General features: G+C 69.6%; 17 protein-coding genes. 7 read left to right on the plus strand and 10 right to left on the minus strand.

Annotation, left to right across the window (positions count from 1 at the left end; translation table 11 throughout):
* Positions 1-60: 60 nt before the first annotated feature.
* A complete protein-coding gene (locus tag ASF17_RS07935; protein WP_055797532.1) occupies positions 61-666 on the minus strand; it encodes a biotin transporter BioY in 606 nt (201 codons plus the stop codon).
* Positions 667-814: 148 nt separating this feature from the next.
* Here ASF17_RS07935 and ASF17_RS07940 point away from each other — a divergent pair, with 148 nt between their 5' ends.
* Positions 815-2,413, plus strand: a complete 1,599-nt coding sequence (locus ASF17_RS07940) for an ABC-F family ATP-binding cassette domain-containing protein (RefSeq protein WP_055797536.1) — start codon at positions 815-817, stop codon at positions 2,411-2,413.
* An 18-nt stretch (positions 2,414-2,431) separates the two neighbouring features.
* Here the strand turns inward: ASF17_RS07940 and ASF17_RS07945 are convergent, their stop codons facing one another.
* Genes ASF17_RS07945 through ASF17_RS07955 form a run of 3 tightly spaced genes read right to left on the minus strand, consistent with a single transcriptional unit; the run spans position 2,432 to position 3,920 of the window.
* Positions 2,432-3,313 carry an SURF1 family cytochrome oxidase biogenesis protein gene (locus ASF17_RS07945; protein WP_055797539.1) on the minus strand — a complete coding sequence of 294 codons (882 nt, stop codon included), beginning with the start codon at positions 3,311-3,313 and terminating at the stop codon, positions 2,432-2,434.
* On the minus strand, positions 3,310-3,552 hold the full coding sequence (locus ASF17_RS07950) for a hypothetical protein (RefSeq protein ID WP_055797541.1): 243 nt from the start codon (positions 3,550-3,552) through the stop codon (positions 3,310-3,312). Before ASF17_RS07950 ends, ASF17_RS07945 begins: the two co-directional genes overlap by 4 nt.
* Positions 3,552-3,920, minus strand: a complete 369-nt coding sequence (locus ASF17_RS07955) for a DUF3099 domain-containing protein (protein ID WP_268761064.1) — start codon at positions 3,918-3,920, stop codon at positions 3,552-3,554. Before ASF17_RS07955 ends, ASF17_RS07950 begins: the two co-directional genes overlap by 1 nt.
* A gap of 116 nt (positions 3,921-4,036) precedes the next feature.
* On the opposite strand from ASF17_RS07955, the gene fabG reads away from it, so the two are divergent.
* Positions 4,037-4,747, plus strand: a complete 711-nt coding sequence (gene fabG, locus ASF17_RS07960) for a 3-oxoacyl-ACP reductase FabG (RefSeq protein WP_055797545.1) — start codon at positions 4,037-4,039, stop codon at positions 4,745-4,747.
* A gap of 59 nt (positions 4,748-4,806) precedes the next feature.
* Here fabG and serB read toward each other — a convergent pair whose 3' ends face one another.
* Together serB and glgC are read right to left on the minus strand one after the other, a co-directional pair.
* Positions 4,807-5,448: a phosphoserine phosphatase SerB gene (serB, locus tag ASF17_RS07965; protein ID WP_055797547.1), complete on the minus strand. Its 642-nt coding sequence runs from the start codon at positions 5,446-5,448 to the stop codon at positions 4,807-4,809.
* A gap of 35 nt (positions 5,449-5,483) precedes the next feature.
* Complete coding sequence (glgC, locus tag ASF17_RS07970; RefSeq protein ID WP_055797550.1) at positions 5,484-6,725, minus strand: glucose-1-phosphate adenylyltransferase; 1,242 nt, start codon at positions 6,723-6,725, stop codon at positions 5,484-5,486.
* 47 nt (positions 6,726-6,772) lie between these two features.
* Here glgC and glgA point away from each other — a divergent pair, with 47 nt between their 5' ends.
* From glgA to ASF17_RS07985, 3 genes are all read left to right on the plus strand, one after another.
* Positions 6,773-7,957, plus strand: a complete 1,185-nt coding sequence (gene glgA, locus ASF17_RS07975) for a glycogen synthase (RefSeq protein WP_055798491.1) — start codon at positions 6,773-6,775, stop codon at positions 7,955-7,957.
* Between the two features lie 9 nt (positions 7,958-7,966).
* A complete protein-coding gene (locus tag ASF17_RS07980) occupies positions 7,967-8,752 on the plus strand; it encodes an ABC transporter ATP-binding protein (protein WP_055797554.1) in 786 nt (261 codons plus the stop codon).
* Between the two features lie 133 nt (positions 8,753-8,885).
* Positions 8,886-9,134, plus strand: coding sequence for a type B 50S ribosomal protein L31 (locus ASF17_RS07985; protein WP_043594989.1), 249 nt, complete (start codon positions 8,886-8,888; stop codon positions 9,132-9,134).
* A gap of 131 nt (positions 9,135-9,265) precedes the next feature.
* Here the strand turns inward: ASF17_RS07985 and ASF17_RS07990 are convergent, their stop codons facing one another.
* Both ASF17_RS07990 and treS read right to left on the minus strand, forming a co-directional pair.
* Positions 9,266-9,976 (minus strand): exonuclease domain-containing protein, encoded by a 711-nt coding sequence (locus tag ASF17_RS07990; protein WP_055798496.1) that lies wholly within the window; start codon positions 9,974-9,976, stop codon positions 9,266-9,268.
* A 90-nt stretch (positions 9,977-10,066) separates the two neighbouring features.
* Positions 10,067-11,806: a maltose alpha-D-glucosyltransferase gene (gene treS / locus ASF17_RS07995; protein ID WP_055797557.1), complete on the minus strand. Its 1,740-nt coding sequence runs from the start codon at positions 11,804-11,806 to the stop codon at positions 10,067-10,069.
* Positions 11,807-11,875: 69 nt separating this feature from the next.
* On the opposite strand from treS, the gene ASF17_RS08000 reads away from it, so the two are divergent.
* On the plus strand, positions 11,876-12,781 hold the full coding sequence (locus tag ASF17_RS08000) for an alpha/beta fold hydrolase (RefSeq protein WP_235476432.1): 906 nt from the start codon (positions 11,876-11,878) through the stop codon (positions 12,779-12,781).
* Entirely contained in the window at positions 12,778-13,857 is a 1,080-nt protein-coding gene (locus ASF17_RS08005) for a glycosyltransferase family 4 protein (RefSeq protein ID WP_055797559.1), read from the plus strand. Before ASF17_RS08000 ends, ASF17_RS08005 begins: the two co-directional genes overlap by 4 nt.
* Positions 13,858-13,872: 15 nt before the next feature.
* On the opposite strand, the gene ASF17_RS08010 is transcribed toward ASF17_RS08005, so the two are convergent.
* Both ASF17_RS08010 and ASF17_RS08015 read right to left on the minus strand, forming a co-directional pair.
* On the minus strand, positions 13,873-14,517 hold the full coding sequence (locus ASF17_RS08010; protein WP_055797563.1) for a histidine phosphatase family protein: 645 nt from the start codon (positions 14,515-14,517) through the stop codon (positions 13,873-13,875).
* Positions 14,518-14,544: 27 nt separating this feature from the next.
* Positions 14,545-15,411: a Sir2 family NAD-dependent protein deacetylase gene (locus tag ASF17_RS08015; RefSeq protein ID WP_055797566.1), complete on the minus strand. Its 867-nt coding sequence runs from the start codon at positions 15,409-15,411 to the stop codon at positions 14,545-14,547.
* Between the last annotated feature and the right edge of the window lie 81 nt (positions 15,412-15,492).

Here is a 15,492-nt window from a genome sequence, read left to right on the forward strand (position 1 = left end):
TCTTCTGCTCTCGGAAGAGAATGCCGAGGAGGCGCGGAGACCGGCTCGAGACCGGCCGCCTCAGCGTGAACGTCGGTCGAGCATCCTCCACGCGAGGGGGAGCGCAGCGGCGGCGATGAGCCACTTGGCCACACCGCCCACGATGAACGGGTAGAGACCGGCGGCCAGGACGCTCGCCGGGTCGTGCGGGTAGCCGAGCTGTGCGAGGACCACGGCGAGGTAGGGGAGTCCGACGGCGAAGGGGACGAGACTCGCGGCGAAGAAGGCCGCGGCCGAGCGGAACCAGTGCTTGTCCCAGTCGCGCTCGGAGAGCCAGCCGATGAGGGCCGCGGTGAAGACGAAGCCGATGACGAATCCGAAGCTCGGCTTGAGAACGCTGAGCGGCCCGCCCGTGAACTCCGCGAAGATCGGGAGTCCGGCGACGCCGAGCACGAGGTAGGTGAGGAGCGAGAGCGCTCCTCGTCGGGCGCCGAGGCTCGCGCCGACCAGCATGACGCCGAGCGTCTGACCGGTGACGGGGACGGGCCACAGAGGGACCTGGACCTGCGCGAGCACCGAGACGACGGCGACGCCGCCGAGCACGAGGGCCACGTCGGTGGCGCGGCTCGAGGTGACGAACCGGTCGGCGAGCACCGGCCGGGAGGTCGTTGCGGTGGCGTTCGTCATGCAGTCTCCTAGAATGGGTAGGTTGATCGGCCTGAGGGCGGGTCGACTCCCATGCGCACGGCCCCTCACGACACGATGTGATCATTTTAGGGGCGACCCAACGGCGGGCGGCGTTGTGGACACCTCCCCAATCGATTGGACTTCTGCTGTGCTTTCCGTGCACGACCTCGAGATCCGCGTCGGCGCGCGCCTGCTGATGGAAGACGTGACGTTCCGCGTCGACAAGGGCGACAAGATCGGCCTCGTCGGCCGGAACGGCGCCGGCAAGACCACGATGACCAAGACGCTCGCCGGTGAGACGCTGCCCACCGGCGGCACCATCGAGAAGACGGGCGAGATCGGCTACCTCCCGCAGGACCCTCGCAGCGGCAACCCCGAGGATCTCGCCCGCACGCGCATCCTCGACGCCCGCGGGCTCGGTCAGATCCTCCTGGGCATCCAGGAGGCCTCGATCGAGATGGGCAGCGACGACCCCGCCGTCGCGGCGCGTGCGATGAAGCGCTACGGCGACCTCGACGATCGCTTCAACGCCCTCGGCGGATACGCCGCCGAGGCCGAGGCGGCCTCGATCGCCAGCAACCTCAGCCTCCCCGACCGCATCCTCGAACAGCCCCTGTCGACCCTGTCGGGTGGTCAGCGACGTCGCATCGAGTTGGCGCGCATCCTGTTCTCGGCCGCCGACACCATGATCCTCGACGAGCCGACCAACCACCTCGACGCCGATTCGGTCGTCTGGCTCCGCGAGTACCTCAAGACCTACCAGGGCGGGGTCATCGTGATCAGTCACGACATCGAGCTCGTGGAGGAGGTCGTGAACCGCGTCTTCTACCTCGATGCGAACCGCCAGGCCATCGACATCTACAACATGGGATGGCGGAACTACCAGCGTCAACGCGCCGCCGACGAGGAGCGCCGCAAGAAGGAGCGCTCGAACGCCGAGAAGCAGGCGTCGGCTCTGCAGAAGCAGGCCGCCCGCTTCGGAGCGAAGGCGTCCAAGGCGGCGGCCGCCCACCAGATGGTCGCCCGGGCCGAGAAGCTCCTCGCCGGGTTGGACGAGGTGCGTGCCGTCGATCGCGTCGCGAAGCTCAGGTTCCCGACCCCGGTCGCGTGCGGCAAGACGCCCCTCATGGCCTCCAACCTGTCGAAGAGCTACGGCTCGCTCGAGATCTTCACGGCTGTCGACCTGGCGATCGACCGCGGGTCCAAGGTGGTCATCCTCGGGCTCAACGGTGCCGGCAAGACGACCCTGCTGCGCATCCTCGCCGGCGTGGACGAGCCCGACACCGGCCAGCTCGAGCCGGGGCACGGGCTCCGGGTGGGCTACTACGCGCAAGAGCACGAGACGATCGACGTCAAGCGCAGCGTGCTCGAGAACATGGTGTCCTCCTCGCCGAACATCACCGAGATGGAGGCGCGCCGGGTGCTCGGCTCGTTCCTGTTCACGGGGGACGACTCCGCCAAGCCCGCCGGCGTCCTGTCCGGTGGTGAGAAGACGCGCCTCGCTCTCGCGATGATCGTCGTGTCCGGGGCCAACGTCCTGCTGCTCGACGAGCCCACGAACAACCTCGACCCCGCCAGCCGCCTCGAGATCCTGGACGCCCTCGCCAACTACGAAGGCGCCGTGGTCCTGGTCAGCCACGACGAGGGTGCCGTCGAGGCTCTGAACCCGGAGCGCGTCCTCATCATGCCCGAGGGCACGGAGGACCACTGGACCCCGGACTACAGCGAGCTCATCAACCTCGCCTGAGGGCCGAGGCTCTCGGCCTCACCGCGAGACGGCGTCGAGGATCTCATCCTCGACGTCGTCGTCATGTCGGGCGCGCGTCCGCGGTCGCGCGCCTCGACGGGGCCGTTCGTCGAGGCGCGCGTCGCTCTCTCGCTCCGCCTCGGCCGCCTCGTCGGCATCGGCCCGGCTGTTGCGCTGCTCCTGTCGGATGACGTAGAAGAGGAACAGGAACGCGCCGGCCGCGAACATGATCCACTGCACGAAGTACGAGAGGTTGAGCCCCGTGTCGATCTCCGGCTCGGCGTACTTGACCGGGGTCGTCGCCGGGGTCGGGTCCTCGGAGAGGAGCTGTCCGTAGGCAGCCGAGTAGATCTCCCGATCGACCCGCTTCTGGACCTCGCTCAACTGGATGGTCGCGATCTGGTTCGTCCCGGCGACGGCCGTGCGGTCGCCCACGGCGGGCTCTCCCGGCTTGATCCGCGCCACGACGGTGACCTGCCCCGTCGGGGGCGCCGGAACGACGTCGGGAGCGTCCTGATCGTTGCCTGTGGGCACCCATCCGCGGTCGACGACGAAGACCCGCCCGCCGTCGACCTGGAACGGGACGAGCACGGCGAAACCGGGCTGCCCGTTGTAGGGGCGATTGCGCACCAGGAGCGTCTCGTCGACGAGGTACCGTCCGCGCATCTCGACCGGCTGCCACTCGGCGCCCGGATCGTAGGACGACGCCCCGGGCAGAGCCGCCTCGACCGGGACCGGCGGAGCGTCGTAACGCTGCTCCAGCTGATGCACGACCGCCATCTTCTCTTCGTGACGGTTCCATTGCCAGTTCGCGAGCATGGCGCAGATCAGCGCGAAGGCCACGACGACCCCGAGGTATCCGAGCCACTTCTTCGACAGCAGCAACCGGAACCCGGTCATGTGGCCGCCCCGACCGACTCCACCTCGACGCCGACGGCCGTGACCACGACGGGGAAGTCCCGCGCGAGCAGGAACTCCTGGAGGAAGTCGACGTGCTCGTCGCACGCCGACCAGACCTTGACCCGGTCGATGCCGTGGATCTTCGGGTTGCGCCAGTTCACCGCACGGGTCGCGACGGCTGCGCACCCGGCGCGGGAGCACTGCACGTCGTCCGGGCCGACGGCTCCGAGACCGAGCATCAGACGTCGCCCTTCGGGGCACGCCGATCGGAGCCGTCGTCGCTGCTCGGCTCGTGCCAGCTCGGCGTCGCCGTCGGGGGCGCCCAGGGCTGCGCGGGCTGCCGGTAGGTCTCGATCGCGCCCGGTCGCTCGACGCTCTGGCCGGGGTCGTGTCCGACGTTGACCAGCACGACGGCGAAGTAGGGGATGAGCACGGCTCCCGCCACGGGGAGCAGCGTCCACCAGCTGAGCGGGATCACGAAGCACAGGGCGATGCAGACGATCCGGATGCCCATGGCCACGAGGTAGCGGATCATCCGGGCATGACGATCGTCCGCCGGCGACGGCGGAAGCGAGGTGATCGGTTGCGATGTCTTCAATTCACTCACGAACTCTGGGTGCGTCTCGGTCGGGCGCCTGGACAGATCGTACGGCGTCGAGCCGACAGTAGGCTGGAGGATGGCCCGTCGACCGGGCCGCATCAGATCGCATCGAGGAGACACCCATGAACACCCCCCGAACAGTCCTCATCACCGGAGGCAACCGAGGGATCGGCTACACGATCGCCGAGGAGTTCGTGGCAGCAGGCCACCGAGTCGCCGTCACCGCGCGGAGCGGCAGCGGACCGGAGGGTTCGCTCACGGTCATCGCCGACGTGACCGACCCGGCGTCCGTCGACACCGCGTTCACCACGGTGGAGGCCGCGCTCGGCCCCGTCGAGGTCGTGGTCGCCAACGCCGGCATCACCAAGGACGTCCTCCTCATGCGCATGACGGAGGAGGACTTCTCGTCGGTGGTCGACACCAACCTCGGGGGAGCGTTCCGCGTGGTCAAGCGGGCGTCGAAGAACATGATCCGAGCCCGCTTCGGCCGGATCCTCCTGGTCTCCAGCGTGGTCGGTCTCTACGGCGGCGCCGGTCAGACCAACTACGCCGCCTCGAAGAGCGCTCTCATCGGCTTCGCCCGCTCGCTCACCCGTGAGCTCGGCGGCCGGGGGATCACCGCGAACGTGATCGCTCCGGGCTTCATCGAGACGGACATGACCGCCGCGTTGCCCGACGACGTCCAGGACGACTACAAGAAGGTCATCCCTGCCGGTCGGTACGGCAGCGCGGCCGAGGTCGCGAAGACGATCACCTGGCTGGCCGGCGACGACTCCGCCTACATCTCAGGTGCCGTGATCCCCGTCGACGGCGGCCTCGGCATGGGCCACTGACGCGACGGACGAGGACGAAGGCGCGGGTCCGCTCGGACGAGCCGCGCCTCCTGGGCTCGTCACCGCGATGAGAGTCCCATGACGGCGAGCACCTGCGAGAGTTCACGGTCGGCCACGACCAGATCGGCCTGAGCGCGCACCACGGGCTTCGCGTTGAAGGCGATCGAGAGACCCGCGACGCGCATCATCTCGAGGTCGTTCGCGCCGTCGCCGATCGCGATGGTCCGGTCCAGGGGGATGCCGAACTCCTCGGCCCACGTCCTCAGGGACTCGGCCTTGGCCGCCGCATCGATGATCGGACCGGTGGTCTCGCCCGTCAGACGGCCGGAGACGACGCCGAGCCGGTTGGCGCGCCAGCGATCGAGACCGAGGCGACCGGCCAGGGGGTCGAGGGTCTCGTGGAAACCGCCGGAGACGACCCCGACCACGCCTCCGTGAGACCGGACGACCTCGACGAGTCGATCAGCACCGCCAGTGGGACGGAGGCGCTCCGATACCTCGGCGAAGACGGAGACGGGCAGCCCGGCGAGCGTCGCGACACGGGCGGCGAGGCTCTCGGCGAAATCGAGCTCACCGGCCATCGCCCTGTCCGTGATGCCCGCCACCTCGTCGCGCACCCCGGCAGCCTCGGCCAGGAGCTCGATGACCTCGTCCCGGATGAGGGTGGAGTCGACATCGAGGACTGTCAGGAAGCGCGGCACCCGCTCAGCCTAGAGGTGCCCGTGGAAACGGATGACTACTGGTCGACCCGGACGCCCTTGCCCACCACCGTGATGCCCGACGGCGTCACCGTGAAGCCCCTGGCCCGGTCGGCCTCGTGATCGACGCCGACCGAGGCTCCCTCGGCGATGACGACGTCCTTGTCGAGGATCGCCCGGTTGACGGTCGCGTTCGGCCCGATGTGCGCCCGCTCGAACACCACGGAGTCGACGACACGGGATCCCGAGTCGAGGGTGCTCCACGGCCCCAGCACGCTGCGCTCGACGTGAGCGCCCGAGAGCAGGGAGCCGAGCGAGACGATCGAGTCGATGGTCGTCCCGAGGTTCCCGTGCCCGTCTCGCACGAACTTCGCCGGGGGCGAGTTGAGCTGCTGACTGAAGATCGGCCAGTCGGTGTTGTACAGGTTGAAGATCGGCAGGGCGGAGATGAGGTCGCGGTGCGCGTCGTAGAACGAGTCGATCGTGCCGACGTCGCGCCAGTAGTACCGGTCGCGCTCCGTCGAGCCGGGGACCTCGTTGCGGTTCAGGTCGTAGACCGCGGCGTCCTTGCGGGAGACGAAGTCCGGGACGATGTCGCCCCCCATGTCGTGATCCGACTCGGGGTTCTCGCCGTCGCGCAGGACCGCGTCGATGAGGACGTCCGCGTCGAAGACGTAGTTGCCCATCGAGGCGAGGATCTCGTCGGGGGAGTCCGGCAGACCCGTGGCGTCCTTCGGCTTCTCCAGGAACCGCCCGATGCGCGTGGGGTCGTCGGAGTCGACCTCGATCACGCCGAACTGGTCGGCGAGGGAGATGGGCTGGCGGATGGCCGCGACCGTGACACCGGCCCCCGAGGCGATGTGCGCCTCGATCATCTGCGAGAAGTCCATCCGGTAGACGTGGTCCGCGCCGACGACGACGACGATGTCCGGCTTCTCGTCACGCAGCAGGTTGAGACTCTGGAGGATCGCGTCGGCACTGCCGGCGAACCAGCGCTTGCCCAGTCGCTGCTGGGCCGGGACCGACGCGACGTAGGCGCCGAGGAGCCCCTCGATCGACCAGGTCTGCGAGACGTGGCGGTCGAGACTGTGCGACTTGTACTGGGTCAGCACGACGATCTGACGCAGTCCGGAGTTGATGAGGTTCGACAGCGCGAAGTCGATCAGTCGGTAGTTGCCGCCGAACGGGACGGCCGGTTTGGCCCGGTCGGCCGTGAGGGGCATGAGTCGCTTGCCCTCTCCACCGGCGAGGACGATGCCGAAGATCTTCTTTGATGCCATGGGGTCAGAATGGCACGTTTCGTCGCCGCGCGACTACGGTGACTCTCGTGCGAGTCGATGTCATCACCAAGGAATATCCGCCGAACGTCTACGGAGGCGCCGGCGTCCACGTCGTCGAGCTCGTCAAGGCCCTCCGGGAGTCCATCGACGTCCGGGTGAGAGCCCTCGGCGACGTCGACGACGAGCCCGGCACCACGGGCTACCCGGAGCTGCCGGCGCTGGCCTCCGCCAACCCCACCCTCCGGACCCTCGGCAGCGATCTCCTCGCCGCGCAGGACGTCGCCGGAGCCGATGTCGTGCACAGCCACACCTGGTACGCGAACGCGGCCGGGCAGCTGGCGCAGATGCTGCACGATGTGCCTCACGTCCTGACGGCGCACAGTCTCGAGCCCCTCCGGCCGTGGAAGGCCGAGCAGCTCGGCGGCGGCTACCGCGTGTCGAGCTGGATCGAGAGACAGGCCTACGAGACCGCCGACGCCGTCATCGCCGTGAGCGAGGGCATGCGCCGCGACATCCTCCGGTCGTACCCGACGATCGACGAGGGCAAGGTCAGCGTCGTCTACAACGGCATCGACCTCGACGCGTGGCGTCCCGTCAGCGACGAGGGGGTCCTCCGCGACCTCGGGATCGATCCCGACCGACCGTCCGTCGTCTTCGTCGGGCGCATCACGCGTCAGAAGGGTCTGCCCTACCTGCTGCGGGCGGCCCGGCTCCTGCCGCCCGACGTCCAGCTGGTTCTCTGCGCGGGCGCCCCGGACACTCCCGAGATCATGGCCGAGGTGACCGGGCTCGTCCACGAGCTGCAGGAGGCGCGCACGGGTGTGGTCTGGATCGATCGCGTCCTGCCCCGCCACGAGCTGAGCGCGGTCCTGACCTCCGCGACGACCTTCGTCTGCCCGTCGATCTACGAGCCTCTCGGCATCGTCAACCTCGAGGCCATGGCCTGCGGCGTGCCCGTCGTGGGCTCCGGCACCGGCGGGATCCCCGAGGTGGTCGCCGACGGTCTCACCGGTCGGGTGGTGCCCCTCGATCAGGTCCAGGACGGCACCGGGACCCCCACCGACCCCGATCGCTTCGTGCGCGATCTGGCGGGGATCCTCACCGACGTGGTCTCCGACCCGGGGCTCGCGAAGCTCATGGGGCGCGCCGGGCGCATGCGGGCCGAAGCCGAGTTCTCGTGGTCGCGGATCGCCGAGCGGACCCTCGAGGTCTACTCGGGTCTGCGTCGATAGGCTGATCGCATGCCTACCGTCCTTCAGCTGTCCGATGTCTCGATCGTCCGGGGCGGCACCGCCGTCGTCGACTCCGTCAACTGGACGGTCGAGTCCGACGAGCGCTGGGTCGTGCTCGGCCCGAACGGCGCCGGCAAGAGCTCGCTGCTCCAGGTCGCCGCGGCCCAGTCGCACCCCTCGTCCGGCACCGCCGAGGTGCTCGGCGGCGACCTCGGGACGGTCGACCTCTTCGATCTGCGACCGCGCATCGGCTTCGCCTCGACGACGATCGCCCGCCGCATCCCCGCCAAGGAGAAGGTCGTGGACGTCGTCCTGACGGCCGCCTACTCCGTCACCGGGCGCTGGAACGAGGAGTACGAGAACGTCGACGTGCGCCGCGCGCATCGCGTGCTCGACGAGTGGAATCTCGACCACCTCGCCGAGAGGACCTTCGGCGAGCTGAGCGACGGCGAGCAGAAGCGCGTCCAGATCGCCCGTGCGGTGATGACCGACCCCGAGCTCCTCCTGCTCGACGAGCCGGCCGCCAGCCTCGACCTCGGCGCGCGTGAGGAGCTTCTCCAGATGCTCTCGGGCTACGCGCAGTCCCACGACGCCCCGGCGATCGTCATGGTGACCCACCACGTCGAGGAGGTGCCCCGCGGTTTCACCCACGCGCTCCTCCTCGACCGCGGGTCCGTCGTCGCCGCGGGCCCCCTCGCGGACGTCCTCACCGCGGAGACGCTCGGCTCGACCTTCGGCGTGACGCTCGAGGTCGAGGTGCGCGACGGCCGGTACTCGGCGCGCGCGGCCGGCTGACCCGCGCCTCCTGCGTTCCGGGCCGCACGTCTGGTATCGTTCATAGCTGGTCACGGACTCACGTCCCGGTGCCACGACGGCAACGTCCCCCCGACATCAACTCCATCACTCGTTCGCTAGACCTAGGACAATCATGAAGACCGACATCCACCCCGAGTACAAGCAGATCGTCTTCCGCGACCTCGCATCGGGCGCCACGTTCCTGACGCGCTCCACGACGACCAGCGACAAGACCATCGAGCTCGACGGTGAGACCTACCCGGTCATCGACGTCGAGATCTCGTCCGAGTCGCACCCGTTCTACACGGGCAAGCAGCGCATCCTCGACTCGGCCGGTCGCGTCGAGAAGTTCAACTCGCGCTACAAGAACTTCGGCAAGTAGGCTCCGGCCTCAGACGTCGAACGGGGCGGTCCACTTCGGTGGGCCGCCCCGTTCCGTCTGTGCAGCCAGCGCGATCCGGAGTCGCCGGACGGTGATGCCGGCTCGGGGGATCAGGACGCGCGAGACCCGGGTCAGAGTCCTGCGGACCGTTGGGGCCACTCGCCCGAGGCCGTGAACGTGGGATCCTTGCTGCGTCGCATGTACTGCTGGAAGCTCTCGGCCTGCGTCGCGCACCAGCCCATCTGCTGGTCGTGCAAATCGGTCGACGGCACCGCGAGCTGATCCGGGAACTTCCGGGCCATGGCCTGGGCCACCCGGCCCGCCGCGATCGCATCCGCCCCCGCGTCGTGGGCGTCGTCGAGGCTGACCCCGTAGACCTCGGCCGCCGCCTCGAGAGTCCGCTTGCCCTTCCGGTACCGGTCGACGGCCTTGTCGATGACGAGCGGGTCGACGACGCAGCCGATGGCGCTCACGTCGCCCAGGGGCTCGATGCCGTGTCGCCGCGCCTCACGGTCGAGGAGGGTCAGGTCGTACGGCGCGTTGTACACGACGAGAGGCACGCCACGGGCGAAGACGGCCCTGACGGCCGCCACGACCTCGGCGACGACCTCGGCCGCCGGACGCCCCTCGGCCCGAGCCTGCTCGGTCGAGATGCCGTGCACGGCGCTCGCCTGCTCGGGGATCTCGATGCCGGGATCGGCTAGCCAGGCGCCATGCGCGATGCTCGTGCCGTCGGCGTCGATCAGACCGACGTGCGCGGTGACGATCCGGGCCGTCTCGACGTCGATGCCGGTCGTCTCGAGGTCGAAGACGCCGAGTGCCTTCCACCACTCGGTCGGCACGGGGCCGACGGGGATCGGCTCACCGGACGCGACCGCGTCCGATGATGCGGTCGGGGTCGGGGAGAGGTCGGTGTCGGTCACGCCTCGAGTTTAGGAGGCACCACCGACGACGCCCTGCCCGGTGTTCGGCACGTCACCGACGTGGAGCCAGAAGAACGCCTGCGTGCCGAGGGTGAGCGTCACGCGACCCTCGTCGTCGAGCGAGGGGAACTGGGCTCCGCCGAAGAGGTCGTAGAGCGTCCGACCCGCGAACTGCGGGGCGTGGATCGTGACCGACGTCGGGTTGTGAGCGAACGAGAAGACGCACAGGATGTCTTCGGCAGAGTCGCCGAACTGCGTCTCGGACCCCTCGTACGAGCGGACGAACGAGAGCACCGACTCGTGGTCGGTGTCGAGCACCGAGAGGGTCCCCATGCCGAAGGTGGGGTGCGCCTTCCGCACGTGGATCACGTTGCGGATCCAGTGGAGCAGCGAGCGCGACTGCGCCAGCTGGCTCTCGACGTTGACCAGGTTGTAGTTGAAGACGAGCGACTGCACGACGGGCAGGAACAGCTTGCCCGGATCGGCGGTCGAGAACCCGGCGTTGCGGTCGGGCGTCCACTGCATGGGCGTCCGCGACGAGTCGCGGTCGGGCAGCCAGATGTTGTCGCCCATGCCGATCTCGTCGCCGTAGTACAGGAACGGGCTGCCGGGGAGGGCGAAGAGCAGGGCGTGCACGAGTTCGAGCTCGGCACGGGAGTTGTCGAGCAGCGGCGCGAGGCGACGACGGATGCCGATGTTGGAGCGCATGCGCGGGTCGTACGCGTACCAGCCGTACATGGCCTGCCGGTACTCCTCGCTCACCATCTCGAGGGTCAGCTCGTCGTGGTTGCGCAGGAAGACCGCCCAGGCGGCCCCCGGGGGGACCTCGGTCGTCTCGGACAGGATGCGCTTGAGCTCGCCGCCGTGCTGGGCGCGCAGGGAGTAGAAGATGCGGGGCATGACGGGGAAGTCGAACGCCATGTGGCACTCGGGCTCGTCCTCGGTGCCGAAGAACGCCGCCGTCTCGGCCGGCCACTGGTTCGCCTCGGCGATCAGCACCCGGCCGGGGAACTCCTCGTCGACCATGGCGCGCAGTCGCCTGATGAACTCGTGGGTGGCCGGCTCGCCCTCGCCGTTGCCCTCCTCCGTCTCGAAGAGGTAGGGGATGGCGTCGAGACGGAGCCCGTCGACGCCCATCGACAGCCAGTGCCGGACGACGTCGAAGACGGCCTCCTGGACGGCCGGGTTCTCGAAGTTGAGGTCCGGCTGGTGCGAGAAGAAGCGGTGGAAGAAGAACTGGCGCCGCACGGGGTCGAAGGTCCAGTTGGACTCCTCCGTGTCGACGAAGATGACGCGGATGTTCTCGTACTCGTCGTCGGTGTCGCGCCAGACGTAGAAGTCGCCGTAGGGGCCCTCGGGGTCCTCGCGGCTCTGCTGGAACCACTCGTGCTGGTCGGAGGTGTGGTTCAGCACCATGTCGATGACGATGCGCATGTTGCGTTCGTGCGCCTTGGTGACGAGGTCGCGGAACTCGTCGAGCGTGCCGAACTCGGGCAGGATCGACTTGTAGTCGGCGATGTCGTATCCGCCGTCGCGCAGCGGCGACTGGAAGAACGGCGGCAGCCAGAGGGCGTCGACTCCGAGCCACTGCAGGTAGTCCAGACGGGAGTGGAGTCCCTGCAGGTCACCCGCCCCGTCCCCGTTGCTGTCGACGAAGGATCGGACCATCACCTCGTAGAAGACGGCACGACGGTGCCAGTTCGGGTCGAGGGTCAGTCCGGGCTGCTGGATCGGGGCAGTGAAGCTCACCCGTGTCACTCTACGGTGGCGCGCGCGGCTTCGCGCATCGCGTTCGGATCCGACTCGTAGACTCGCCGGGTGATCGTCCGAGAGCCCCGCGTCCCGTCTCCCTACCGCTCGCGCCTGGCCGCCTCCGACGTCTCCGAGCACGTCGTCGACGTCGGCGGGAGTTCGACGCGCTACTGGATCTACGAGACACCCGATGCCGAGGAGGCGCGGGTCACGATCGTCGCGGTCCACGGCTTCCGAGGGGATCACCACGGTCTCGAGCCGGTGGTCGCCCATCTCACCGGCGTCCGCGTCGTGATGCCCGACCTCCCGGGCTTCGGCGAGTCGTCGCCTCTGACGGGGGAGCACACGGTCGCCGCCTACGCGCGGTGGCTGACCGCCTTCGTCGCCGCGCTGGGACTCGGCGACGACGTCGTCGTGCTGGGTCACTCGTTCGGGTCGATCGTGACCTCGGCCGCGCTGGCGGACGGACTCCGCGCCTCCCGCCTCGTCCTCGTCAATCCGATCGCCGCGCCGGCGCTGCGCGGTCCTCGCGGCGTCGTGACGCGGCTGGCCGTCCTCTACTACTGGGCCGGGGCCGCCCTTCCCGAACGCGCCGGGCTCGCGGCCCTGCAGAGCGCCCTGGTGACCCGGTTCACGAGCCTCGCGATGGTCAAGACGCGCGACCGGGGACTCCGGCGGTGGATCCACGACCAGCACGACGCGTACTTCTCGCGCTTCGCGGATCGTCGGGTCGTCCTCGACGCCTTCCGTGCCTCGGTCTCGAGCGACGTCAGCTCGTACGCGGCCCGGGTCGACGTGCCGACGCTGCTGATCGCGGCCGATCGCGACGACATCACCGCGCTCCCGGCCCAGCACGAGCTGCGCGCGCTGTTCCCCGACGCCACCCTCGACGTCATCGACGGGGTCGGGCACCTGATCCACTACGAGAAGCCCCGTGAGGCCGCCGCGGCCGTCGAGGCCTTCGTCCGATGAGGATCGTCGCCGACTGCCGGTACGTCCGCGTCGGCCGTCACGACGGCATCAGCCGCTTCACGGCGGGTGTCGTCGGGGCGCTGGCCGAGACCCACGACGTCACGCTGCTCGTCAACGATCCCCGTCAGCTCGAGAAGCTGCCCGACCGACCCCACGTCGTCATCAGCTCGCCGACGAGCCCGCTCGAGCCGCTCGTCGCGCTGCAGGTCAATCGTCTGCGACCCGACGTCGTCTGGTCGCCGATGCAGACCATGGGCTCGTTCGGACGCCGGTACCCCCTCGTCCTCACCCTGCACGATCTGATCTACTACACGAACCGCACCCCGCCGCCCGAGTTCGCGCTGCCGATCCGTCTGCTGTGGCGGCTGTATCACCTCGCCTGGTGGCCCCAGCGTCTGCTGCTCGACCGGGCCGACGCGGTGGTCACGGTCAGCCGGACGACGCGCGACGAGATGCGCCGACACCGCCTGACGCGTCGGCCCGTCACGGTCGTCGGGAACGCCACCGACCCGGTGGCACCGAGCGCGCCGCGCACCGCACCGGAGCGCCGCGACCTCGTCTACATGGGGTCGTTCATGCCGTACAAGAACGTGTCCGCGCTCGTGAGGGCGCTGCCCCTGCTCGACGGGTACCGGCTGCATCTGATGAGCCGGGTGTCCGAGCGCGAGCGCGCCTCCCTGTCCGCTCTGGCGCCCCGTGACGCGCTCGTGTTTCATCACGGGGTGGGGGACGACGAGTACCACGACGTGCTGAGGCGTGCGACGGCCGTCGTGACGGCGTCGCGCGCCGAGGGGTTCGGCATCCCGATCGTCGAGGGGATGGCGCTCGGCACGCCCGCCGTCGTCAGCGACATACCGATCTTCCGGGAGATCGGGGGAGAGGCCGCCCTGTACTTCGACCCGGAGTCCCCGGCCTCGATCGCCGCCGCCGTGAGACGTCTCGAGTCGGAGTGGGCGTCGCGGTCGAGGGCCTCGGTCGAGCAGGCCTCGCGATTCGACTGGGACGCCTCGGCGGCCGCTCTGGCCGCCGTGCTCGCCTCGGTCGCGTCGACGGGCGCCGCCGAGCCGACGGCCTGACCGAGGAGTCGCGGTTCAGTCCCTCCCGCTCGCCCCGTTCTCGAGAGCGTTCTGGTACTCGAAGTCGAACGTCCCCGGGCGCTCGGACTCGAGCTCGATGGGGTCGTCGAACTCGCGGAGCACGAGACCGCCCCCGTCGGACACGAAGGAGTGGATCGAGCCGTTGCGGATCGGCACGCCGACATGGGCCTCGGTCTCGGGCGAGACGTGATTGACGACGGCTCGGATCACGGCGCCATGCGTGGCCACCACCACCAGACCGCCGGCGTGGGAGCGGGCGATGTCGTCCAGTGCGGGCAGGACCCGCGCGACGAGATCGCGGCGGCTCTCGCGACCGGGCACCGGCGTTCCGGTCGGGAACCGGGTCTCGACCTCGGTTCCGGTGAGACCCTCGGCCTCGCCGTACCGGCGCTCGGCGAGTGCGGCCGCATGCGTCGGCGGAGCGAGGCCCAGGACCTCGGCGATGATGGCGCCCGTCTCGGCGGCCCGCGACAGCGGGCTCGCGACGACGGCCGAGACGCGGCGTCGCGCGAGCAGCGCACCGGCCTCACGGGCCTGCGAGCGGCCCAGGTCGTTCAGGGGGATGTCGGTGGCGCCCTGGATGCGCCTCGCGCGGTTCCAGTCGGTCTCGCCGTGGCGCACGAGGTAGAGAAGAGTCACGCGGGTTCCTCCGATCGGCGGAACGGGTCAGGGGATCAGTCGCTCCGCGAGGGCCGCCAGGGTCTCCGACGTGCCGGCGTTCAGCTTAACCGCCGCTCGGCCGTCGCCCTTGGTGACGCCGCGGTTCACGACGACGACCGGCAGTCTCCGCCGGGTGGCCTGATCGAGCAGCCGGATGCCCGAGTTGACGACCAGCGAGGACCCGGCGATCAGCAGGGCCTCGGCCCCGACGACCAGGGAACGGGCCTCGGCGAACCGCTCGACGGGCACGAACTCGCCGAAGAACACCACGTCGGGCTTGAGCATGCCGCCGCAGACGGTGCAGACGGGCACCTCGAAGGCGTCGATGTCGTCCACCTCGACATCGCCGTCCGGGGCGAGCCGCACGCTCTCGGGGTGCTCGAGCCACGGGTTCGCCTCGGCCAGACGAGACGAGACCATGTCGCGGGCGAACGACTGGCCGCAGGTCAGGCAGACGACGCGGTCGACCGTGCCATGCAGATCGACGACCCGTTGCGAGCCCGCCCGCACGTGCAGGTTGTCGACGTTCTGCGTCACCACGCCGTTCGTCACCCCGGCGCGCTCGAGCTCCGCGAGGGCGCGATGGCCGCGGTTCGGCTCGGACGCGCGGAAGGCCTTCCAGCCCAGGTGGCTGCCCGCCCAGTAGCGCTTGCGGTACCGGTCGCTCGACAGGAACTGCTGGAAGGTCATCGGGTTGCGCGGCGGCGCCCCGGCGCCGCGGTAGTCGGGGATCCCCGAGTCGGTGCTGACGCCGGCCCCGGTCAGGACCGCCACCCGCCGACCCCGCAGGAGCCCCACCGCCTCGTCTAGGGCCTCGGCGTCGAGAGGGGGATCGACGACGCTCCCGCCCCGGGGCGTGGTGTTCGAGACCATCGAGGCTCCTTCCGATCCGTGGACGTTAGCCTAAACGTCGTCACCTCCCGTTTCGTCTCCGTCAGCCGACCTCGGCCCGGA

It is taken from the genome of Frigoribacterium sp. Leaf263 (assembly GCF_001422285.1).
Lineage (GTDB): Bacteria > Actinomycetota > Actinomycetes > Actinomycetales > Microbacteriaceae > Frigoribacterium.

What these genes read in the sequence shown, in the direction of transcription:
- ASF17_RS07935 (WP_055797532.1), bottom strand. Translation starts at nt 666, where the DNA reads ATGACGAACGCCACCGCAACGACCTCCCGGCCGGTGCTCGCCGACCGG.
- ASF17_RS07945 (WP_055797539.1), bottom strand. Translation starts at nt 3,313, where the DNA reads ATGACCGGGTTCCGGTTGCTGCTGTCGAAGAAGTGGCTCGGATACCTC.
- ASF17_RS07950 (WP_055797541.1), bottom strand. Translation starts at nt 3,552, where the DNA reads ATGCTCGGTCTCGGAGCCGTCGGCCCGGACGACGTGCAGTGCTCCCGC.
- fabG (WP_055797545.1), top strand. Translation starts at nt 4,037, where the DNA reads ATGAACACCCCCCGAACAGTCCTCATCACCGGAGGCAACCGAGGGATC.
- glgC (WP_055797550.1), bottom strand. Translation starts at nt 6,725, where the DNA reads ATGGCATCAAAGAAGATCTTCGGCATCGTCCTCGCCGGTGGAGAGGGC.
- ASF17_RS07980 (WP_055797554.1), top strand. Translation starts at nt 7,967, where the DNA reads ATGCCTACCGTCCTTCAGCTGTCCGATGTCTCGATCGTCCGGGGCGGC.
- ASF17_RS07985 (WP_043594989.1), top strand. Translation starts at nt 8,886, where the DNA reads ATGAAGACCGACATCCACCCCGAGTACAAGCAGATCGTCTTCCGCGAC.
- ASF17_RS08005 (WP_055797559.1), top strand. Translation starts at nt 12,778, where the DNA reads ATGAGGATCGTCGCCGACTGCCGGTACGTCCGCGTCGGCCGTCACGAC.
- ASF17_RS08015 (WP_055797566.1), bottom strand. Translation starts at nt 15,411, where the DNA reads ATGGTCTCGAACACCACGCCCCGGGGCGGGAGCGTCGTCGATCCCCCT.